Below are 20,815 nucleotides of genomic sequence, written 5' to 3'. Positions count from 1 at the left end.
CCAAATCGACTCGCACACCCTATGTCTACGAATGTAGACTTTGTGCCGTTTATTCCATTACCCTGAGGCATGCCGTCCACGTCCCCGCGCCGCCGCGATGCGGTCGCCACCCGCGCGGCGATTCTGCAGTCCGCCGTCCGCCATTTCGCGCGGGCCGGTTACGACGGCGCGGGCGTGAGGGACATCGCCGCCGATGCCGGCTTCACCGCGATGCTGGTGAATCGCTACTTCGGATCGAAGGAGCAGTTGTTCGTCGAGGCGGTCGAGATGTCTTTCTCAAAACCGGTTTTCGTCGTCGACGAGGCGGCAGATCTGGCGCGCCAGGTGGCCGCCGCACTGGTCGCGCACACTGATCCGCGAGCCGACCCGCCCGAGCCGTTTCTGATCATGCTGCGTTCCCTCTCGAACCCCCGTGCCACCGAGATCGTGCGCGACGCCATCGAACGCCACGTCGGCCGGCGACTGACCCGACAACTGGCGGGCCCGGGGGCACACCTGCGTGGGGAAGCCATCCTGTCGACGATCTCTGGTGTGCTGCTGATGCGCAGCGTCGTCGGCACGAGCACGCTGGCACACGCGAACCCCGGCGAACTGCAGACCGTGCTGGAGGCGGCGTTCACCGCACTCATCGGGGCGCCGTAGCGCCGTTACAGGTCAGCGCACGGTCGTGACGACGGTCAGCGTCGGATCCGACGCGCTGATCGGGTTGCCCGCCGCGCGCAGCGCCACCAGCAGGTCGATGACGTCCTGCCCGAGCCGCTCGCCCGGCATGACCAGCGGGATGCCGGGCGGGTAGGGGGTGATGGCCTCGGCGGCGATGCGTCCGGCGGCGTCGGCCAACGCGACCCTGTCGGCGTCGGCGAAGAATGCTTCGCGCGGCGTCAGCACCACATCCGGCCGCACCGCGAGCAGGTCAGCGGTCCACGCCGGCGCCCGGCCGGTGTCGCGTCGCCCGAAATGCACCGAGACTTCCGCGAAAGCCGTTGTCAGCCGGTCGAAATCGTGTGCGGTGTTGCCGATGGTGCTGATGCACAGGATGTGTCCGCTTCCGGCGAGTTCGGGCTGCACGCCGTGAAGGTGGTTGAGCCGGGCCAGGATCTGCCGCGCATCGGCGTTCAGGGCGGCGGTCCCGATCAGCAGCTTGGTCTCGTCGAGCTGGCACAGACCGGTGCCGGGCCCGGCCAGATGGTGCGGTCGCAGCACCGTCAGGCCCGGGATCCCGGTGAGCCGCTCCGCGGCTGCGCGCGCCCGGGTCAGCGCGGCGTCGAGCAGGGTGCGGCCGTCGAGCGCCATCTGCCGGCGCGCCAGATCGATCGAAGCCATGATCGCGAAGTGCGGGCTGGTGGTCTGGACGAGTTGCAGGGACCGCCGCACCGACGCCTCGTCGAGCTGGGAGGTGTCGACGTGCAGCACCGCGGCCTGACTCAGTCCGGACAGGATCTTGTGCACCGACTGCACGGTGGCGGCGGCACCGGATTGTTCGCCCGGCGTGGGCAGGTCCGGGTGGAACGCGAAGTGGGGCGAGTGCGCACCGTCGACGAGCAACCGTGCCCCGTAGCGGCGGCACACCTCGGCCAGCGCGGCGATGTCACCGGTCGTGCCGTAGTAGGTCGGGTGCAGCACCCACAGGGCCTTGGCTCCGGATGTCTGGAAGGCCCGCTCGACGACGTCGGCGTCGAGTCCGTGCGCGACCCCGAACTCGGCATCCCAGCGCGGCTCCAGCCACACCGGCCGGGCGCCCACCTGAACCAGGCCCGCCAGCACCGACTTGTGGGCGTTGCGCGCAACCAGAACCGGCTCGTCGGGGCGCAGCGCCGTCAGCGCCACCGCGATGTTCCCGCCCGTCGACCCCTGCACCATCACGAAGCTCTGCGGCACGCCCCACGCATCGGCGATCAGCCGCTCCGCCTCGAGGATCGGCCCCTCCGGGCAGTGCAGCGTGTCGGTGTCGGGCAGATTGTTCAGATCCAGTGCGGCTATGTTCTCCCGCAGCCACGGGTCGAGCGTGCGGCCGCCCTTGTGACCGGGAGAGTAGAACGGCGCCTGCCCGCGATCGACGAACTCGCGCAGCGAGGCGAACAATGGCGCGCGGGTGTGGTCAGAGCCCATAGACGCGCTGCGCGTTGCTCACGCCGATCATGTCCACGATGCGGATCGCGTCGGCCTCGGCGCAGTCACCTGTCCGGGCCCACTCGCCGAGCACCAGCCCCATGGCGCGCCGCCACAGCACCGACCCCAGCACGTGCAGCTCCGGTGGGCCGAACGCGTCCGACGAGTACAGCTGTTTGGCGAAGGGCGCCGTGTCCAGCGCCTCCGCCACCAGGCCCGTCGAGCGGGGCCCCAGGTAGTTGATCGCCAGCCCCACGTCGAAGTTCACATGATCGAAAGCCTGTGCCAGATAACCGGCTTGGCGGTGGAACGGGTAGCAGTGCAGCAGCAGCACGGGCACCGTCGGCATGCTGCGCAACAGCGGGAGGAGGAGCAGAGGGTCGCAGCGGTGCAGATCCAGGTCACGGTCGCCGAACCCGACGTGCACCTGGATCGGGAGGCCGTGGGCGGCGGCCTCGTGCACACCGAACGCGATCAGTACCGGGTCGTCGATGCGCGGCGCGCCCGGCCGGGCGAGGAGCTCCCGGGCGCGGGTCACGACGTCGGCGTCGGTCGGCACGCTCCAGTCGATGTCGAAACCGGTGCGGTAGGCCACGATCGTCTTGGTGCCCACGACCACCGGGTCGTCGGCCGCGCGTGCCAGAGCCGCGCGCATCGCGTCGGGGAAGTCCTCCGGTGCGGTCCCGTCCTCGAGCAGATCCTCGGCCACCCGTTCGAGCCGCACGATCTCCGAGGACTGCCCACCGGCCAGTTCGGCGAGACGGCCGTGCGAGGTGATCCGGTCACCCTTGAAGCCGGTGTCGACGATCCAACGTGACACACCGGCGGCCGGCAACATCGACGTCGCCAGCTCGTCGGGACCGAACTCGCAGCGGCGCTTCCAGTACTCCTCGCCGTCGGCACGGGGCGGGAGGCCGAGAAGTGGTGCGCACCAACGCCGTATCGACAGTCCGAGGGGCGAGTCGAACTGCGTCATCCAGGACGGCACCGGATCGTTGGAACCCTCGTTGATCGAGAACTCGAAGGTGGCCCGGTCCACGGCTTCGGTGAAGGTGCCGTGCACGTGGTGGTCGATCAGGGTGACGGTGCGCAGGTGGTCGGCGAGGCCGTCAGGGACCTGCGTCTCGATGCCGTCGAACACGTCCTGCAGTTCACCAGCCGGCATACTTCGCGACCTCCTCGGCGTCGACCTTCCCTGCGGCCGCGTCGCCGATCGCCGCCCCGAGGATCTCCGCCGCCTGCGTCGCCTGGCTCTCGGTGAGTACCAGCGGCGGGGTGATCTCGAGGACGTTGCCGCCGACGTAGTAGACGACCGCACCCAACTCCCAAGCACGGTAGACCACCGCGGCGGCCAGCCGGGGGTCCCGGTCACCTGTTGCGGGGTCCACCAGTTCCACGCCGATGGCCAGACCCCGGCCGCGGACGTCGCCGATCCGGTCACCGCCGGGGGAGTCGGCCAGTCCGCGCAGCGAATCCGCCAGCGCTGCACCAACCGTGGCGGCGTTGTCAACGAGGCCTTCGTCGACGATGGCCTTGAGGACTGCGCGTCCCGCAGCGGCGCACACCGGGTTACCCGCCGTCGTCAGCAGCGCGGCCGCGGGCGGGTTGTCGAGGATCTCGGCGGGTCCGACCGCGGCGGACAGCGGCAGCCCGCCGCCGATCACCTTTCCGAACGTGATGATGTCGGGCACCACGCCGTCGTGCTCGAAGGCGTGCAGGGTGCCGGGCCTGCCCAGGCCCATCTTGACCTCGTCGCAGATCATCGGCACCCCGTGCCGGCGACACACCTCGTGCAGCTGCGCCAGGAAGCCGTCCGGGGGCACCACCAAGCCGCCGTCGGACAGGATCGGTTCGACGATCAGGCACGCGACGCGACCGCCGCCCAGGTGCTGCTCGGCCAGCGCCAGGCAGGCTTCGACATCGGCCTCGACACCGTCCGGGCCGGGCCGGAACGGGTTGGGGTAGGAGAGGAACACCGCGTCGGGATCGGCGGGTGCGCCGGCGTCGACGTGCACGCCGGAGACGCCCATCGCGATGCCGACCCCACCGTGGTAGCTGTGTTCGAACGCGACCACGGTGCGCCGCCCGGTCGCGTGCCGGCACGCGCGCAGCGCGACGTCGTTGGCGTCGGAGCCCGCGTGCCCGAGGTAGACACGGCGTTCACCCTCGCCGGGCACCAACGCGAGCAGGTCTTCGGCGAGCCCGACGGAGTCGGGGTGCACCGCCGACAGTCCGCCGGATCCGGGCGCGTCCCGGATCGCGCGACTGACCGCCTCCACGACCGCGGGGTGACCGTGCCCCAGCCCGGAGGCCGTCCACGTCGCGGACAGATCGAGCAGCTCACGGCCGTCGGGCGTGGTGAGCGTGCACCCGTGTCCGGACTGCACTTCGAGCGGAAAGAACCGCAGCTTCTCGATGCCCGCGATGGCGGCCGCGTCGCGGGCGTAGAGCGTGCTCACGCGGGGCGAGTCGGTTCGGCCGCACCGGCGCCGCGTGGCGCGAGCTCGAGTTCGACCGCCAGCGATTCGCCCACGCGTTTGGCGATGCCGGACAGCGCGACCGCGATGACGAGGCCGAGCACACACCAGTACAGACCGAGCAGCGGTGCGGCCGACCAACTGTCGGCGTCCTTGACGTTGAACCACAGCACGGTGACGATTACGACCGCACCGAGCAGGGGGAGCGCCAGGCCGGGCACTTTGCCCGTGCCACCGTGCACCGACCTGAACTTCGGCGCGCCGACGAAGTAGGCCGCGGCGATCTCGACGAGCAGGTAACACACCATCAGGCACACCGAGCCGGCGACCGCGAACAGGAAATAGGTGTCGATCGCGGGATTGCCGGTGCCCATGTCGGGCCAGCCGATCGCCCCGCAGATCAGATCGACCACCAGGGCGACCACCACCACCAGCCAGGTCGCCCGGCGCGGACCGCCGGTGTCGGCATGGATGTGCGCCAACGCTTTCGGGCCGAATCCGTCACGGCCGAAGGCGTAGAGCATGCGGCCCGACGTCGCCGAGGTCGCCAGGTGGCAGCCGAACGCCGAGACGATCGCGGTGAAGATGATCACGAGCGAGAACCACTGGCCGATGTAGGTGCCGCCGAGATCGCCGAGCGTGTTACCCGAACCCTGGAACGCCTCGAGTCCCGCTGCGTCGGTGCCGAATCCGACCACCTGGGCGAACATCACGACGACGAACAGCACGCCGGTGAGGATCAGTGTTCCGGCCAGGGCTCGGGGGATGTTGCGCTTCGGGTCGTCGGTCTCCTCGCCCATCGACGCGCACGCCTCGAATCCGGCCCAGGACAGGAACGCCGCCACCACGCCGGCGAGCACCGCCGACGCGGAGACGCCGCCGGAGAAGGAGAACACCGAGAAGTCGATGCCCGTCGAGGGGGCGCCGCCCTTGGCGAAGATCGCCACCACGAGCACGATCATCGCCAGGATGCCGATGCCCTCGATGGCGAGCAGGATCTTGGCCAGCAGTTGGATGTCCCTGCCGGACAACAGGAACGAAATGGCAGCGCCGATCACCACGACCAGCAGCCAGGGGACCTGGTAGGGGTTGTCGCTGCCGGGCTGAAGCGCCGCGATGAACGAGTTCACGAAGGCCGCGGTCAACGCGAGCGTGCCGATCGAGAAGCCCCAGTAGGCGCCGAGCATCGCGAAGCCCGAGAAGAAGCCGGTGCGCGGCCCGATCGTCCCGCCCACCAGCCCGTAGGCCGATCCGGCGTGGTTGAGGTGCCGGGTGAGCCGCACGAAGCTGTAGCCGACCAGCGAGACGCCGACCAGACCGATCAGGAACACCAGCGGAATGGACTTGCCGACGGTCCCGATCAGGCCCTGGCCGTTGCCGGACATGGCCAGGGTCGGACCGACCAGTGCCACCGACAACGCGAGCGCGACCCAGAACGGCAGCCGGCGGTGCGGGATCTGGTCGGGTTGCTCTGAGGTTTCCGCGGCTTCCGATGTCATGGGGTTCTCCTTCACTTCAGCAGGTCCAGGCGAGCCGGAGGGCGTCGCAGATCTGAGCGGGGGGCAAGTCGCCGAACGTCGTGCATTCGTAGCGGCGCACGGCGACAAGGGCGTCGAGAACTTCCGGGGTGAGCAACTCGGCGGCGGCCTCGGAGGTCTCCATGGTGTCGAGCGCCTCCCGCTGGGCGGGGGGGAGGGGACGGGTCGGCACACCGGACTGTGCCGGGTTCTCCGGAATCTCCTCGGGGAGGTCGAGGGTGCGGTCGATCCCGCGCAGTGCGCTGCCGAGGAATCCGGCGGCGGCGAGGTAGGGGTTGGCGCTGGGGTCGATGAGTTTCAGCTCCATGTTGGCGCCGTGCGGGTTCCCGGGGGTGGCGGCGATGAACCGCACCGCCGCCTCCCGGTTCTCCAACCCCCAGCATGCGGTGGCTCCGGCCCAGTTGCCGGGCTTGAGCCGCAGCGCCGAGACGGCCGATCCGGCGTAGAGACCGATCAGGTCGGGAAGGGTGTCGAGCACCCCGGCGACGGCGGCGGCACCGCTGGTGCGCAGCCCGCGCGGACCGTCCCCGCCGGAGAGCAGCGGACCGTCGGCGTCGGACAGCGACAGGTGCAGGTGTGCGCCGTTGCCTGCGGCACCGTCGAAAGGCACCGGCGAGAACGAGATTCGCAGTCCGTGCCGGGCCGCGGCGCGGCTGAGCACGATCCGCGCGAGGATGACGGCGTCGGCGGCCGCCACCGGCGTATCGGGGGCCAGCGAGATCTCGAACTGATCGTGGCCGTACTCGGTGTGGAGTTGCTCGACCGGCAGGCCGGCGCGCTCGGCGGCGCCGGCCAGGTCGACAAGGAATGCCGACCGGTCCAGCGAGGTCCTGATGCCGTAGGGAGACCACGCCTCGGTGGTGGCCGGGCCGCCGTCGGCCGCGAGCATGGTGCATTCCAGTTCCGCGCCCATGCGGACGTCCAGGCCACGGTCGGCGGCGGCGCGTTCATATCGGGCGAGCAGCGTGCGGGTACACAGCGGAGCCGGCCGGCCGTACTGGTCGTTCAAAGAACCCGGCGCCCACGCCACCCCGTCCTCGACGACCCGCAGATCGTCGGGGTCGATGCGGATCCGTAGGTCGCCGGCCACGCCGATGGTCGGGGTGAACGCGATGCCGCTGTCCACGCAGAAGACGCTCCAGGAGGGGGAGACCCCCATCCCCGAGCGCGCAAAGGCGTCCAGCCGCGAGGCGGGCACGTACTTGGCTCTGGTGACGCCGGCCAGATCGGTCACCGAGCCGGCGACGATGGCCACGCCCTCAGCACGCAGGTCGGGGTGTCCCATGGGCAACGAACTTCCTCCAACGGTTGGTGTCGGGATTCACGCTATGTCATAAATGTTTCAGCGTCTTTAATTCCCGACCTTTATGATCGATTCATTAGATCGTGTCGTCGGGTGAACGGAGATGCGGATGTGCCGTCTGCTGGGTGTCGCGTCGGTGCTGCCGACCTCGGTCGCCGACACCGTCGGCGACTCGGTGCTCACGGACTTCCTTGCGCTGACCAAGATTCACGGCGACGGCTGGGGAGTGGCATCGGTCTGCGACGCTGATGACACACCACGCGTGGAGGTTTCCGCCGACAGCGCCCTGGACGACCCCCGCTTCGGCACCGCGACCAAAGAGTCCGCCCGGGGGTCGGTCGTGCATCTGCGATGGGCGACCAACGGGCTGGCCGTACAGCCGGAGAACTCGCATCCGTTCGCCGCCGACGGGTTGGCGATGGCCCACAACGGGTCCATCAAACCGATCGGCGCACTCGAGGCGTTGCTCGAACCGAGCATGGCGGCGACGCTGCGCGGCACCACCGACAGCGAACGCTATTTCGCCTTGATGCGCCAGCATCGGCCTGCGGCACCGGATCTCGTCGAGGCGGTGCGGCGGACGGTCGCCGAACTCCGGCAGATCTACCCCGACGCCAGCCTGAACGCTCTGATGCTGGGGGAGGGCCACCTCATCGCGGTGCACGCCCACGCCAGGAGCAGGCTGCTCGACGAGGACATCGAAGAGATCAGCGCCACCGATCTACCGGCCGAGCACCTCGAGGACTACTTCTCGTTGAGGATCGCCCGGCCCGACGAGGCGACCGTGGTGATCGGTTCGACGGGGTTCGGAGATCTGGACTGGAGCCCGCTCCCGCCCGAGAGCGTCGCGGCGGTGTCGCTGGAGGACTTGTCGGTGACGGTCGTGCCGATCATGGCAGATTGACCTGCATGGACGAACGCGGCGAGACGGTGGCGGCCCGCACCAACGCCGCGCTGGCCTGGCTCAGCCGCGCCGAACGGCGGGTGGGCCGCGCGCTGCTCGCCGATTACCCCAGCGCCGGCTTGGCCAGTGCCGCCCGGCTCGCCGAGCGTGCGGAGGTCAGTCCGCCGACGGTGCTGCGTTTCGCGCAGTCGCTCGGCTACGACGGCTTCACCGACCTGCAGGTGGCACTGCGGGCCGAACTCACCCAGCAGTCCAGCGGCCCTTTGACGCGGCTGGCCGACGCACCGCCGGCAGGCAGTCCGCTCGACCGCCTCCTACATCAGGCGCGGGCTCAGAACGCCTGCGCTGAAGAGACTTTGGCGCGACTGCCGGCACCCATGCTCGAGGCCGCGGTGGCGCTGATGGCCGACGCGTCGCGCCCGCTGCACCTGCACGGCGGCCGGTTCTCCCATCTGCTCGCCGTGTACCTGGCGGCCCATCTCGAGCAGCTGCGCCCCGGGGTGCGGCTGTTGTCGGACCCGAAGGGCAGGGACCTCGGCACGATGATGGACCTGACCCGGCGAGATGTCGTGGTGCTGTTCGACTATCACCGTTATCACCGCAGCGCCGCAGAGCTGGCGGCCGACGTGCACCGGGCCGGAGCGACCCTGCTGCTGATCACCGACGACATGGCCTGTCCGGTGGCGCCGGACGCCGAGGTGGTGCTGGCCGCGTCGAGCACCGTCGGCACCGTGTACCAGAGCATGTCGGCAGGATTCCTGCTCACCGAGTTGCTGATCCCGTTGGTGATGGATGCGCTCGGAGAGGCGGCGCGGACCCGGATGGCGCTGTGGGAGGAGCGTCGTCGCGGCGAGGTGCTGCCGTGACGGAACTCAGCCGGTGACGTCGAGGATCTTGATCGCGAAGACGAGTGAGTCGCCGGGCAGGATGCCGGCGCCGGGCTGGCCCTCGGGGTAGCCGTCCGCGGAGTTCATCGCGACCGCGACGGTGGATCCGACGTTCTGACCGGCGATGGCCTTCTGGAAGCCGGGCACCACGCTGTTTAGCGGGAAATCCACCGGGGTGCCGCGCTGGTAGCTGCTGTCGAACACCGAGCCGTCGCGACCGTTGACTCCCATGTAGCAGACCGACACGGTTGCGGTGTCGGCGACAACTGGTCCGGAGCCTGCCTGCAGCGTGTGCACCCGCGTCTCCGCGACGCTGAACGGTGGCGTCACGGTGACCACGGGAGCTGCGGTGTCCGTCGATCCGGTGACGGCGACGCTGCCTGTCGTGCCAGGCAGCGTCCATTCCGGCGTGCCGGCACTCTCAGGCGCGGCGGTCGGGCAGGCCGGCGCCTGCGCTTCCGACGAGGGCGCGGAGCCGCAAGCGGTCAGTGCCGCGATCGATACGGCGCAGACGGCGAACGTGAACGAGGGCGGCAGGCTCCGGAATTTCATCGGCACCACGCTACCGCCGCTGCGGGACAGGTTTGGGCACGGGCTGGGTGCGGGCATGCCGGAGACATGAGCGACGACAACAAAGTCACAGTTGAACGAAGCATCGACGCGCCCGCCGACGCGGTCTTCGACGTGCTGTCGAATCCCCAGCGGCATCCGGCGCTCGACGGATCCGGATTCATCCGCAGCGTGGACCACGCCGACCGGATCCAGAAGGTCGGCGAGGTGTTCACGATGAACATGCAGGGCGACCACATGGGCGGGGAGTACAAGACGGACAACCACGTCTCCGGGTACGTCAAGGACAAGCTTCTGGCGTGGAAGACGGCGCCCGCCGGGACCGAGCCTCCCGGCTGGGAATGGCTGTGGGAGTTGGAAGCCCAGGGCCCCAACGAGACCCTGGTCCGCCACACCTACGACTGGTCGAAAGTCACCGACAAGGAACTGCTGAAGAAGGTGAAGTTCCCGCTGGTGACCGAGGACCAGCTCAGCGACACGTTGGCCCGGCTGGCGGCCGAAACGTCGTCTCCGTGAAAGCCACGACCGGGATCCGCCGTCCGCCGGCCATCCGCTCGTAGTCGGCATAGTTCGGCACGAACCGCTTCGCCAAGTCGAACAGCCGGTCGCGTTCGGCGCCGGTCATCTCTTCGGCGACGAACGTGCCCCTGTAGCCGCGTGCCGACAGCGTGACGTGCGGATGCGCCTTGACGTTGTGGTACCAGGCGGGATGGCGCTCGCCGCCGTAGTTGGAGGCGATGGTGATGACCCGGCCGCGATCGGTGAAGTAGGTAAGCGGCGTGCTGCGCTGTTGACCTGTCTTCGCGCCGGTGTGGGTGAGCAGCACTTCGGGAAGCACGAGCGACATCGAGACGTGCCCGTTCGTCAGCTTGATGACGGCCCGGTCGATGCGCCAGCCGTACCGCTTGAGGAACCGGCGCGCGGCGTCGGTGCCCATCAGCTTGGCGCCTGCCTTGAACAGCGGCGACGGCGCTGTCGGTTCGACCTCGGGGATGCCCATGCTTGGCGAGGGTATCTGAGCCGGCACCGTGCCACCGTGAGCCGTAACCGTCAGACTGGACGGATGCGCGCAATGGTGATGGATCGCATCGGCGGTCCACTCGAGATCCGGACCGTACCGGACCCGACGCCGCCGCACGACGGCGTCGTGGTCGACGTGCGCGCAACAGGCTTGTGCCGCAGTGACTGGCACGCGTGGGCCGGTCATGAGAATCTCACGCTTCCGCACGTTCCGGGCCATGAACTTGCCGGCGTCGTCGAGTCGGTCGGCGCCGGCGTTACGCGGTGGACAGTCGGTGACCGGGTGACGGTGCCGTTCGTGTGCGGCTGCGGCAGATGCGCATGGTGCCGGTCCGGCAACGCGCAGGTCTGTCCCCGTCAGGAGCAGCCGGGCTTCACCTACTGGGGCTCGTTCGCCGAGTACGTCGCTCTGCCCGCTGCCGACACCAACCTCGTTGCTCTTCCCGAATCCGTCTCGTTCGCGGCGGCCGCGAGCCTGGGCTGCCGGTTCGCCACCGCCTATCGGGCGCTCACCGGCCGCGCCGGCCTGTCGAAAGGGGAGTGGCTGACCGTGGTCGGCGCGGGCGGGGTGGGGCTGAGCGCGGTCATGATCGGTAAGGCGCTGGGCGCCAACGTGATCGCGATCGATCGCACGCCCGGCGCCCTGGCCGCGGCCGAAGCGCTGGGGGCCGACCACACCCTGGTCGTCGACAGTGACGACATTGCTGCACGGGTTCACGAGATCACCGGCGGTGGAAGTCATGTCGGAGTCGACGCGGTGGGCAATGAAGCGGCGTGCGCGTGCGCGATCCTCAGTCTTCGCCGACGCGGCCGGCATGTGCAGGTGGGTCTGCTACCGCCGGTGCACGGTCACCCGCGTCTGCCCATGGATCGCGTGATCGCCTGGGAGATCGACGTTTTGGGAAGCCACGGGATGGGGGCGGCTGACTACCCCCCGATGCTGGCGATGATCGAGCGTGGCGAGTTGCGGCCACAGGAGCTCATCGAGCGGACCATCGGGCTCGAGGACGCGGCCGCGGCACTGCCGACCTTCGACACCGCCTCGCCCGCCGGCATCACGATCATCGACCCACGCCGCTGATTTCCCGCCCTCGGCTACGTGGACCCGAGCGTGACTTGCGTGGTCCGCGTCGCGCCCGAACCGTCCTGATAAGTCACCGACACTTGATCACCCGGCGCCTTGGACCGCACCGCCGCGGCGAGAGCCTCCGGTCCGTCGATGACCTGATCGTCGATCTTGGTGATCACCGAGTCGCTCGACAGGCCAGCCTGGGCCGCCGGACTGCCCGCGACGACGTCGGCCACCGCCGCGCCGGCCGCGTCTCCTCCGTCGGTGCTCAGCTGAACCCCGAGCGATCCGTGACTGGCGGTGCCGGAGGAGATCAACTCGTCGGCGATGCGCTTGGCCTGATCCGACGGGATCGCGAAACCGAGTCCGATCGACCCCCCACCGGAACCGGTGCTGGCGCCGGCCGAGTTCACGCCGATCAGTTCGCCCTTCATGTTGACGAGGGGACCGCCTGAGTTACCGGGGTTGATGGCGGCATCCGTCTGCAGCGCCTCAAGTACGACGCCGGAGTCGCCACCGCCTTCTCCGGCTGTCACCGGTCGGTTCAATGCGCTGACGATGCCTTTGGTGACGGTGCCTTGCAGACCCAGCGGGGATCCGATGGCGACCACTTCCTGGCCGATCCGGACGTCCTTCGAGGAGCCGATGGCGATCGGCGTCAGTCCGGTGACGGCCTGGGCGCGCACGACGGCCAGGTCGCCGGTCGGGTCGGTGCCGACCACGGTGAACGGCACGCTGCGCCCGTCGGAGAACGTCACGGTGCTCGTCGTGTCTCCGCCGTCGAAAGCCGCGGGTTGAGCGCCCGCGGTGCCGCTCTCGGTCGCCGGGGCGACCACATGATTGTTGGTGAGGATGAGTCCGTCGGGACTCAGGACGATCCCCGAACCCTCGGCAACGCCTTGGCCCGTAGTGATCTGCAGTTTCACGACGCTGGGCATCACGGTGGCGGCCACCTGCTCGACGGAACCCGGGGCGGCGTCGGCAGCGGGCTTCAGCGCCTGAACGCGTTCTGCGGACGGCGAAGTCGCCGACGAAGGGGCGTGGTCCTGCACGGCTACCGCTGTCGCCGCACCGATGCCGCCGCCTGCGATGGCGATCGCTGCCGCGCCCGCAAGCACCACGACGCGAGGCGTGCGGCGTCGCCCGTCGCGGCGCCGGCTACGCGGCACGGGTGCCGGGTGTGTGTGGTTGTCGAACAACGGATTCGGAGGAAGCTGCGCGTTCCCGCCCGCCCAGTCGTAGCCCTGTCTCGGTTCATACGCGGGGGATGGGGGCGGGTTCACCATCTGTGTCGTTCCCTTCGGTCGTACGCAATGCTTTCGCTTGCTTCGAGCGTGCCGATGACGTCTGAGACGCGACTGAGAAGGACTTCAGCAAAGGCCGAGAACATCGCGGTCTTCCCAGTGATGCCGGACACTGTGCGAGGATCCGAACGTGACCACGCACTGGCGGACGACGATCCCGGCCGTGCCGCGAGTCGGCGCCGTCTACCGCCCGCAGACGGCGCCGGAGCTGATAGCGGCAGCGGCGGCAACGGCCGATGCCACCGGGCTCGACGAACTGTGGTTGTGGGAAGACTGCTTCCTGGCCGGCGGCATCTCGGCCGCGGCCGTCGCGCTGTCGCACAGCAGTCGTCTCACAGTGGGCGTCGGAGTGCTGCCCGTGCCGGTGCGCAACGTCGCGCTGGCAGCGATGGAGATCGCGACCCTGGCCCGCGCGTTCCCCGGGCGGCTTCGCATCGGCGTCGGCCACGGCGTGCAGGACTGGATGGCTCAGATCGGCGAGAGGGTCAGCTCACCGATGACGCTCCTTCGGGAGTACCTCACCTGCCTGACCGCGCTGTTGCGCGGAGAACGCGTCACCTTCCACGGTCGGTACGTCGACCTCGATCAGGTGCAGCTCGACTGGCCACCGGATCCCGCCCCGGGGATTTTGGCTGCTGCGGTGGGACCGAAGACGCTGCGACTCAGCGGCGAACTCGCCGCCGGTACCGTCATCACCGGAGGGACCTCTCCAGATCAGTTGCGCGCCGCGGCTTCTCACATCCGCGCCGGCCAGGGATCCGACGCGCGCGGGCACGCGATCGTCACCTATCTGCTGTGCACGACGGGGCCGGACGCCCGCCGAGATCTTCTCGATGAGATCGGGGAGTGGGGCTTTGATCCCGGCGCCGACGTCGGAGTCTGGGGTACCGCCGAGGAGATCGCCGGCGCGGCGCAACGGTGGCTCCTTGCCGGCGCGGACACGCTGGTGTTCCAGCCGCGGGCCGCGGTGCCCATCGAGGAGTACGTCGAGTTCGTGGGCACTCAGGTCGCGCCGCTGCTACGCCGCGGCTGATCCGTGCGGGCGTCCGATCAGTCGCGTTTCGCCTCGTAGCGCAGCAGCACCGTGCCCCCTGGGAAGGTGCGGTTCTCCACCAGCCGCAGCGAAATCCACGACGGGAGTGTGGGGAAGAACCGAAGACCGCCACCGACGGCGGTGGGCGCGAGCACGATCCGGTACTCGTCGACCAGACCGGCCTGCACGATCGGTGCGGCCAGCGTCGCGCCGGCCACCTCCAGCCTGCCCTCGGTTTCGGCTTTGAGCTTTCTGACCACCTCGACCGGGTCGCCGCGTTCGAGGCGGGAGTTCCAGTCGACGGACTCCAGGGTGCGCGAGAACACCACCTTGGGCATGTCGCGCCAGACCTGGGCGTAGTCGACGATCTGCGGAGTGGCGTCCGGCGCCTTGTCGGCGGTCGGCCAGTAAGAGGACATCAGTTCGTAGAGCCGCCGCCCGTAGAACGACAGGGCGGTCTCCCGCTCGAAATCGTTCCAGTACTGGTGCAACTCTTCGCTCGGCTCGCCCCAGTCGATGTTGCCGTCTGCGTCGGCGATGTACCCGTCGACCGACACGTTGAAGCCATAGATGAGTGTGCCCACGCAGATCAGACTGCACCGAAGCGCGGAACTCATCGCGACGCCACGCGAGTCAGCGGTACAGACTGGCCATCCCGTTCACCGTGCCGAGGCCGTGGCCCAGGGGATAGGCGGCGCGAATGCACTCGGTCACCCAGCGCTTGCCGAATGCGACCGCATCGGGAACCGAGTGGCCATGTGCCAGCGCCACGGTGATCGCCGCGGCGAGCGTGTCGCCGGCGCCGTGGTCGTGGCGGGTGTCGACTCGAGCCGCCGCGAACTGATGAAAATCGGAGCCGTCGAACAGGAGGTCGGAGCTGATGCGTGAGGTGCGCAGGTGGCCGCCCTTGACCAGTGCCCACTGCGGGCCCAGCGCGTGCAGCGCCTTGGCCGCGTCGCGCTGGGTGTCGTCGTCCACGACCTCGATCCCGACGAGCAGTCGCACTTCGTCGAGGTTCGGCGTCACCAGCGTGGCCAGGGGGATCAGTTCGTCGCGCATGGCGTCGAGTGCGCTGGCGTGCAGAAGCGGCTCGCCGACATTGGAGGCGCATACCGGATCGACGACCAGAGGCACGGTGCCGTCGAGCCCTTCCGCCGACCACGTCGCCACGATGGCCCTGATGATTGCGGTCGAGGCCAGCATGCCCGTCTTGGCCGCCTCGATTCCGATGTCGGATGCCACCGCGCTGATCTGGGCAGCAACGACATCCGCCGGAACCTCGTGAAATGCTTTGACGCCCAGGGTGTTCTGAACTGTCACGGCCGTCACGGCAGCAGAGCCGTGCGCGCCCAGCATCGCGAATGTGCGCATGTCGGCCTGCAGACCGGCACTGCCACCGGAATCCGAGCCCGCGATCGTCATGACGCGGCGCGGGGTCTGTCCCGGCGGCGTCAGCGGCAGGCTGTGCGTCGTGTCGGCCATGTATCGATCGCTTCGTGAGACGGTTTCGGTGGTGGTAACACTATCGGCTGGATGAGAACCGGTGACCGACGCCCGCGCACCATGGGTCTTTCGGCCATTACCGCGACGCAGCGGGCGACGCAGCATCGAGCTGTTCAAAGTGAACGTGCACCGCAACCGGGAGGTAGTAGATGCTGGGCGACCTCGATGCCGCCGATGTGGAGGCCGAGCTGCGCGGGGGCGTCGTCGGCCGCATCGGCTGCCTGAGCAGCGGGCGACCGTATGTGGTGCCGGTGTGCTACGTGTACCACGAGGGTTGCGTGTACGGGCACTCGATGCCGGGCGCCAAGCTCACCGCGCTGAGCCACGACGACACGGTGTGCTTCGAGGTCGAGAACATCACCGACCTCTCGAACTGGCGCAGCGTGATCGCTTGGGGGACAGCCGAACTGCTCCAAGGCAGCGCCGCCCGAGATGGCCTGAATCTACTGCTGGATCGGCTGGCGCCTGTTCTCGGGCCCGAGTTCGCTGCCGCACATGCCGCGGCCCACTCTGGTGCGGAATTCACGGGAACCGTCTACCGGATCCACCTGGCGGAGAAGACCGGCCGCTTCGAAACAGGGAGCGGATAGCTCGAGGCCTCTTTCGTCCGCGAGCTCGGTCAGCGTGTAACGGGCGGAGGGTGCCCGGTCTGACTGGTGCTCAACCGCCGACGGTCTTCCTGTTCCACAGCTGATGGGTGAGTCCGCCGGCCGAAGTGACGGTCTCGATTGTGAAGCGGTCTTCGACGCCGCTCAAGCCTTCCCAAAGGGAGACGCCGCGCCCGAGGATCACGGGCACGACGACCAAGTGCATGAAGTCGACGAGGTCGGCCTCGAGGAATTGCCGCACCGTCGACGGGCCTCCGCCGAGACGGACGTCGCGACCGTTCGCAGCCCGCTGGGCCAGGCACAATACCTCGCGCGGTGGCGCGTCGACGAAATGGAAGCTGGTGCCGTTGGCAAAGTCGATCGCGGGGCGCGGGTGGTGGGTCATGACGAAGACCGGTGTCTGGAACGGTGGCTCGTCACCCCACCAGCCGCGCCACCCGTCGTCGGGCCAATCGCCCTCGTGGGGGCCGAACTTACGACGTCCCATGATCTCGGCGCCGACGCCCTGACCCCACAGGGTGGTGAGGGCGCGGTCCACCGTGATCGGGGCGTCCACCCGGTCGATCCCGTGGATAGCGCGCCCATCGAATCCACTGAACAGCCGCTCGGCACCGCCGATCGGCGCGTCGAGCGTCACGTACTCGCCGGCGGCGTAGCCGTCGATGGAGATGTTCAGATTGTGGACGCGGGTGCGGGACATGTGCGATTCCTTCGGTGATCGGATGGACCAGACGAACACACCTACTGACCGGCGGGGTTCGTCAGACTCATCGCGGGGCGCCGGCAAAGGGGGACTCTGACATTACCCGCACCACGGGGATCTCCTTGGCGTCGGAGATACCGCCTAGCTTGGGACCGAAGGTGAGAAGGCATCAACTGGCGGTCCTGTCCGGCCATAACGAAAGGCGATATGTGCCAGCCAACCAATTCACAACTCATGCAAATCGTTTCGACCTGAGTGGCAAGCGCGGCCTGGTCACCGGCGGCACCAGAGGCATCGGGATGATGATCGCGCGCTCGAGTTCATGGATCTGCCCACCGACCCTGGCCTGCATGTGAACGTCTACACAGCAGCGGCGGGCGGACCGACCGCCGACAATCTGGCTCTGTTGGCGTCGTGGCCCTGCCAAGAGACGTTGGCGACCGAGCTTCGAGTCCCCAGCGGATAACCCAACCTTCAGTGCGTCCGCTCCGTCCTCTTCAGGGACCCCAGGATCGCCCGCGCTGCGCGCTCTGCGATCAGCATGACCGGCGCGTTGGTGTTCCCAGAAGTGATCGTGGGCATCGCCGAAGCATCAGCCACGCGGAGCCCGGCGACGCCGAACACACGGCAATCGGTGTCAAGAACCGTGGCGGCCGACCGTGGCAGACCGCGTGTGTCGAACGCACCCATCGCACAGGTGCCAACCGGGTGGAAGATGGTGGTGCCCAACTCACGGGCTGCGATCTGCAGCTCGTCGTCTGTCACCACTCGGGAGCCGGGAAGCATCTCTTCCGGCGAGTAGCGGGCGAGTGCCGGCGCCGCCATGATCTGCCGGGCCATCTGGAGGCCGCGCACCGCGACGTCACGATCGGCATCTGTGGACAGGTAGTTGCAGAGGATCTTCGGGTTGGTCAGCGGATCCGAACTGGCCATTCGTACATGACCACGCGAGGTCGGTCGCAGGTTGCAGACCGAGGGGGTGATGGCGCCGAACGGGTGCAGAGGTTCGCCGAACTTCGCCAGAGACAAAGGCTGCACATGCCACTCCAAGTCGGGGCTGGCCAGCGCGGGGTCGCTCTTGGCGAAAGCCCCCAGTGTGGACGGCGGCATCGTCATGGGTCCTGATCGCAGCAGCAGGTACTGAATTCCCATGCCCGCACGGGTGATCCAGTTCCGGTACAGCGTGTTGACGGTTCGCGCGCCTCGGACGCGGTAGACCGTTCGCAGCTGCAAATGGTCCTGGAGGTTTGCGCCGACTCCCGGCAGATCGACGGCCACCGGCACATGATGCTGGGCGAGCAGCCCGGCCGGGCCTAGACCCGAGACCTGCATCAGATGCGGCGAACCAATGGCTCCAGCACTCAGGATCACCTCCCGGCGGGCGCGAACGTCGACCATCTGGCCGTCTTTGAGCAGCCGTAGACCAGTGACGCGGTGCTGCGCCGTGGTCCAGGCACCGCGACGCTGATCTTCGTGGACCTGATCGTCCATCAGCAGCTGCATGGCCTGGGTCTGTGGATACACGGTGAGATTGGGGCGGTGGATGATGGGGTGTAGGAAAGCATCGGCCATCGACCAGCGCCGACCGCGCCGCTGGTTGACATGAAAATACGCACTGCCGGAGTTGTCGCCCCGGTTGAACTCATCGATCGGCTCGATGCCGCGTTGGGCTGCAGCGGCCTGCCAGGCGTCCAGAATCTTCCAGCGCACCCGCGGCCGCTCGACCCGGATCTCGCCACCGGAGCCGTGCCAGTCGTCGGCCCCGCCGAAGTAGTCTTCCAACTCCTTGTAGATCGCCAGTGTCTCGCCCGGACGGTCTGGGCCACCCCAAAGCCATCGCTCGTCACCGGTGGCTTGCGCCCACAGTTCGTAATCGCTGGCCTGCCCACGCATATGGATCATGGCGTTGATCGATGAGCAGCCGCCGATCACGCGGCCGCGCGCGTAGAGGATGCTGCGACCGGCCAGACCGGGATCGGCCTCAGTCATGAAGCACCAGTCGGTGCGGGGGTTGGCAATGGTGTACAGATAGCCCACCGGCACCTTGATCCAGAACCAGTCGTCTCTGCCGCCGGCCTCGACCAAGAGCACGCGGTGATCGGGGTTTGCGCTGAGCCGATTGGCAAGCAGGCAGCCCGCACTGCCTGCTCCGACGATGACGAAGTCGAACTCGGCGACGGGATCCATTCCTGCATCGTTGCACAGCGGAGAGCGAGCCGAAGTCAAGCAGGCGAGGACGCCCTTACTGGCTGCGGGTCGGTAGTCGAGAACCCCTGGGCAGCAGAGCAATACGCAGGAGCTTATTGCCAGGTTCGCGACACCATTACTTGATCAGCTGTGACCATGGGTCACCCGTTGTCCCGCCAGGCGACAACCTCCTTGAGAGACGTGAGGTCGTAGCCGTCGTCGGCGGTGAGTTCGGTCTGGAACAACGTGACCCCTGCCTCGCGGAACGCATCGGCGCTGCGTTCGTCCTGCCACAGCGTCGAGCGTTCGATATCGGCGCCGTTGCGGCCGAACGTCGCTGCCAGCTCGTCGACGCGGTCGCTGGACCTGCGGAACGCATCCAGGTCCTGGAAGGCGTGCCAGATGTCGGCGTGCCGGGCAACGGCGGGCAGCGAACGCTTAGGGCCCGTACCGCCGATGAGGATCGGAATTTTGCGCACGGGCGGCGGAATCAGTGCGGCGAGCCGGTTCTCGATGCGGATCAGGCTCTCGTCGAACAGATCGAAGCGGGAGCCGAAGGTACCGAAGTCGTAACCGTAGGTGGTGTAGTCCTTTTCGTACCATCCCGCGCCGAGGCCGAGGATGAGGCGGCCGCCGCTGATGTGGTCGACGGTGCGTGCCATGTCGGCGAGCAGGTCGGGGTTGCGGTAGCCGACACCGGTGACGAGAAGCCCGATCTCCGCGTGGGTGGTGATCTCGCCCCAGGACGCGAGCGCGGTCCAGCCCTCGAAGTTGGCGACGTCGGGCTGCTCGTCGAACATGACCGGCTTGCCGTCGACGATGCCCTTCATCGCCGGGCGGTGGAAGTGGTCGTAGCCGAAGATGACGTCGACGCCGAGGTCGTCGGCGGCCAGGACGGCATCGCGCCACGTGGCGTAGTCGGGCGTACCGCCGGGTTGGATCTGGACGGCGACGCGGATGGGACGGGTCATGGATGCTCCTGGGTCGGGAGAGGGCGACTCCAGAGCCAAGTTCACCGGCGTGGGGTTTATTCCGGAACGGCATAGGCGGGACGCCGCCGATGAGCGCGGCCCGCCAGACGCGGTCGTGGCGGGCCACCTTCCATGGCTGACTGCCGACTGGGAGAGTAGGTGACGTGCCAGCAAGTCTTCTCGTGCGTTCGAAGCCCTGAAATGACCCTGTCGCCACCACCCCGCGCCGAGGTCTACTTGGTGAAGAGCCGCCTCAACCCGCTCTCAACGCGAGCCGCGCTCGAACTCACCGATGACACTTTGCGCTGCACAGTCAAGGAGTACTCGAAGTGGGTCGAGAAGGCCTTGGAGATCTCAGATCTCAGGTCTCGGCTTCAAGCGGGTCAGACGGTTCCGGCGTTTGATTTCCGGCGCGACCAGCTGGAGATCAAGTGGCTCAAGCGATTCTTGAAGGCGGGCTTTTCCGTTAGCGAGGGCGGCTCGCGCCGATGGCTGGTGTCCCTCGTTTATCCCACTGGAGTCATGGCATTGGTGGAGGTGGTGGACGGCTGGGACGTCCACCACGAATGGCGGTGGGCTCTGCCTGCGACCTGACCCGCGCCGGGGGTCAGGCGGGGCGGCCGGGGCGC

General features: G+C 68.3%; 21 protein-coding genes and 1 pseudogene. 9 read left to right on the top strand and 13 right to left on the bottom strand.

Going from position 1 to position 20,815, the window contains the following annotated elements; translation table 11 throughout:
- The first annotated feature begins 69 nt into the window (after positions 1 to 69).
- Positions 70 to 642, top strand: a complete 573-nt coding sequence (locus tag G6N45_RS17250; protein ID WP_163723361.1) for a TetR/AcrR family transcriptional regulator — start codon at positions 70 to 72, stop codon at positions 640 to 642.
- A 12-nt stretch (positions 643 to 654) separates the two neighbouring features.
- On the opposite strand, the gene G6N45_RS17245 is transcribed toward G6N45_RS17250, so the two are convergent.
- The 5 genes from G6N45_RS17245 to G6N45_RS17225 are packed head-to-tail and all read right to left on the bottom strand — an operon-like array spanning position 655 to position 7,409.
- Positions 655 to 2,109: an aminotransferase class I/II-fold pyridoxal phosphate-dependent enzyme gene (locus tag G6N45_RS17245; RefSeq protein WP_163723360.1), complete on the bottom strand. Its 1,455-nt coding sequence runs from the start codon at positions 2,107 to 2,109 to the stop codon at positions 655 to 657.
- Positions 2,099 to 3,274 carry an amidohydrolase family protein gene (locus G6N45_RS17240; RefSeq protein WP_163723359.1) on the bottom strand — a complete coding sequence of 392 codons (1,176 nt, stop codon included), beginning with the start codon at positions 3,272 to 3,274 and terminating at the stop codon, positions 2,099 to 2,101. The genes G6N45_RS17245 and G6N45_RS17240 overlap by 11 nt, the downstream gene beginning before the upstream one ends.
- Positions 3,261 to 4,568 (bottom strand): aspartate aminotransferase family protein, encoded by a 1,308-nt coding sequence (locus tag G6N45_RS17235; RefSeq protein WP_163723358.1) that lies wholly within the window; start codon positions 4,566 to 4,568, stop codon positions 3,261 to 3,263. Before G6N45_RS17235 ends, G6N45_RS17240 begins: the two co-directional genes overlap by 14 nt.
- Entirely contained in the window at positions 4,565 to 6,085 is a 1,521-nt protein-coding gene (locus G6N45_RS17230) for an APC family permease (RefSeq protein ID WP_163723357.1), read from the bottom strand. Before G6N45_RS17230 ends, G6N45_RS17235 begins: the two co-directional genes overlap by 4 nt.
- Before the next feature lie 16 nt (positions 6,086 to 6,101).
- Positions 6,102 to 7,409 (bottom strand): type I glutamate--ammonia ligase, encoded by a 1,308-nt coding sequence (locus G6N45_RS17225; protein WP_163723356.1) that lies wholly within the window; start codon positions 7,407 to 7,409, stop codon positions 6,102 to 6,104.
- Positions 7,410 to 7,536: 127 nt separating this feature from the next.
- Between G6N45_RS17225 and G6N45_RS17220 the strand changes: the two genes are divergently transcribed.
- Together G6N45_RS17220 and G6N45_RS17215 are read left to right on the top strand one after the other, a co-directional pair.
- Positions 7,537 to 8,331: a class II glutamine amidotransferase gene (locus G6N45_RS17220; RefSeq protein WP_163723355.1), complete on the top strand. Its 795-nt coding sequence runs from the start codon at positions 7,537 to 7,539 to the stop codon at positions 8,329 to 8,331.
- 5 nt (positions 8,332 to 8,336) lie between these two features.
- Positions 8,337 to 9,197 (top strand): MurR/RpiR family transcriptional regulator, encoded by an 861-nt coding sequence (locus tag G6N45_RS17215; protein WP_163723354.1) that lies wholly within the window; start codon positions 8,337 to 8,339, stop codon positions 9,195 to 9,197.
- A 6-nt stretch (positions 9,198 to 9,203) separates the two neighbouring features.
- Here G6N45_RS17215 and G6N45_RS17210 read toward each other — a convergent pair whose 3' ends face one another.
- Positions 9,204 to 9,770 (bottom strand): FKBP-type peptidyl-prolyl cis-trans isomerase, encoded by a 567-nt coding sequence (locus tag G6N45_RS17210; RefSeq protein ID WP_163723353.1) that lies wholly within the window; start codon positions 9,768 to 9,770, stop codon positions 9,204 to 9,206.
- A 66-nt stretch (positions 9,771 to 9,836) separates the two neighbouring features.
- Here G6N45_RS17210 and G6N45_RS17205 point away from each other — a divergent pair, with 66 nt between their 5' ends.
- Positions 9,837 to 10,304, top strand: coding sequence for an SRPBCC family protein (locus tag G6N45_RS17205; protein WP_163723352.1), 468 nt, complete (start codon positions 9,837 to 9,839; stop codon positions 10,302 to 10,304).
- Here G6N45_RS17205 and G6N45_RS17200 read toward each other — a convergent pair.
- Positions 10,258 to 10,788: a nitroreductase family deazaflavin-dependent oxidoreductase gene (locus G6N45_RS17200; RefSeq protein ID WP_163723351.1), complete on the bottom strand. Its 531-nt coding sequence runs from the start codon at positions 10,786 to 10,788 to the stop codon at positions 10,258 to 10,260. The two genes, G6N45_RS17205 and G6N45_RS17200, sit on opposite strands and share 47 nt — an antisense overlap.
- 63 nt (positions 10,789 to 10,851) lie before the next feature.
- Between G6N45_RS17200 and G6N45_RS17195 the strand changes: the two genes are divergently transcribed.
- Positions 10,852 to 11,889: a zinc-dependent alcohol dehydrogenase family protein gene (locus G6N45_RS17195; RefSeq protein ID WP_163723350.1), complete on the top strand. Its 1,038-nt coding sequence runs from the start codon at positions 10,852 to 10,854 to the stop codon at positions 11,887 to 11,889.
- A gap of 14 nt (positions 11,890 to 11,903) precedes the next feature.
- On the opposite strand, the gene G6N45_RS17190 is transcribed toward G6N45_RS17195, so the two are convergent.
- Complete coding sequence (locus tag G6N45_RS17190) at positions 11,904 to 12,998, bottom strand: S1C family serine protease (protein ID WP_308207060.1); 1,095 nt, start codon at positions 12,996 to 12,998, stop codon at positions 11,904 to 11,906.
- Positions 12,999 to 13,311: 313 nt separating this feature from the next.
- Here G6N45_RS17190 and G6N45_RS17185 point away from each other — a divergent pair, with 313 nt between their 5' ends.
- Positions 13,312 to 14,214 carry an LLM class flavin-dependent oxidoreductase gene (locus G6N45_RS17185; RefSeq protein ID WP_246228707.1) on the top strand — a complete coding sequence of 301 codons (903 nt, stop codon included), beginning with the start codon at positions 13,312 to 13,314 and terminating at the stop codon, positions 14,212 to 14,214.
- 17 nt (positions 14,215 to 14,231) lie between these two features.
- On the opposite strand, the gene G6N45_RS17180 is transcribed toward G6N45_RS17185, so the two are convergent.
- On the bottom strand, positions 14,232 to 14,798 hold the full coding sequence (locus G6N45_RS17180; RefSeq protein WP_163723348.1) for a dihydrofolate reductase family protein: 567 nt from the start codon (positions 14,796 to 14,798) through the stop codon (positions 14,232 to 14,234).
- 49 nt (positions 14,799 to 14,847) lie between these two features.
- Positions 14,848 to 15,696, bottom strand: coding sequence for a bifunctional hydroxymethylpyrimidine kinase/phosphomethylpyrimidine kinase (gene thiD, locus G6N45_RS17175; RefSeq protein ID WP_163723347.1), 849 nt, complete (start codon positions 15,694 to 15,696; stop codon positions 14,848 to 14,850).
- A 170-nt stretch (positions 15,697 to 15,866) separates the two neighbouring features.
- Between thiD and G6N45_RS17170 the strand changes: the two genes are divergently transcribed.
- On the top strand, positions 15,867 to 16,307 hold the full coding sequence (locus G6N45_RS17170) for a pyridoxamine 5'-phosphate oxidase family protein (protein WP_163723346.1): 441 nt from the start codon (positions 15,867 to 15,869) through the stop codon (positions 16,305 to 16,307).
- Between the two features lie 70 nt (positions 16,308 to 16,377).
- Here G6N45_RS17170 and G6N45_RS17165 read toward each other — a convergent pair whose 3' ends face one another.
- Positions 16,378 to 17,025 carry a dihydrofolate reductase family protein gene (locus G6N45_RS17165; RefSeq protein WP_163723345.1) on the bottom strand — a complete coding sequence of 216 codons (648 nt, stop codon included), beginning with the start codon at positions 17,023 to 17,025 and terminating at the stop codon, positions 16,378 to 16,380.
- A 212-nt stretch (positions 17,026 to 17,237) separates the two neighbouring features.
- Here G6N45_RS17165 and G6N45_RS28090 point away from each other — a divergent pair.
- A pseudogene (locus tag G6N45_RS28090) lies at positions 17,238 to 17,342 on the top strand (3-oxoacyl-ACP reductase); the annotation flags it as partial.
- Between the two features lie 160 nt (positions 17,343 to 17,502).
- Here G6N45_RS28090 and G6N45_RS17150 read toward each other — a convergent pair.
- On the bottom strand, positions 17,503 to 19,215 hold the full coding sequence (locus G6N45_RS17150) for a GMC family oxidoreductase (RefSeq protein WP_163723344.1): 1,713 nt from the start codon (positions 19,213 to 19,215) through the stop codon (positions 17,503 to 17,505).
- A 161-nt stretch (positions 19,216 to 19,376) separates the two neighbouring features.
- Positions 19,377 to 20,186: an LLM class F420-dependent oxidoreductase gene (locus G6N45_RS17145; protein WP_057148068.1), complete on the bottom strand. Its 810-nt coding sequence runs from the start codon at positions 20,184 to 20,186 to the stop codon at positions 19,377 to 19,379.
- Between the two features lie 240 nt (positions 20,187 to 20,426).
- On the opposite strand from G6N45_RS17145, the gene G6N45_RS17140 reads away from it, so the two are divergent.
- Positions 20,427 to 20,780, top strand: coding sequence for a hypothetical protein (locus G6N45_RS17140; protein ID WP_235570320.1), 354 nt, complete (start codon positions 20,427 to 20,429; stop codon positions 20,778 to 20,780).
- Positions 20,781 to 20,815: the final 35 nt, after the last annotated feature.

The sequence above is a fragment of the Mycolicibacterium psychrotolerans genome (assembly GCF_010729305.1).
Lineage (GTDB): Bacteria > Actinomycetota > Actinomycetes > Mycobacteriales > Mycobacteriaceae > Mycobacterium > Mycobacterium psychrotolerans.
This window is presented reverse-complemented; position numbering and strand designations above follow the sequence as displayed.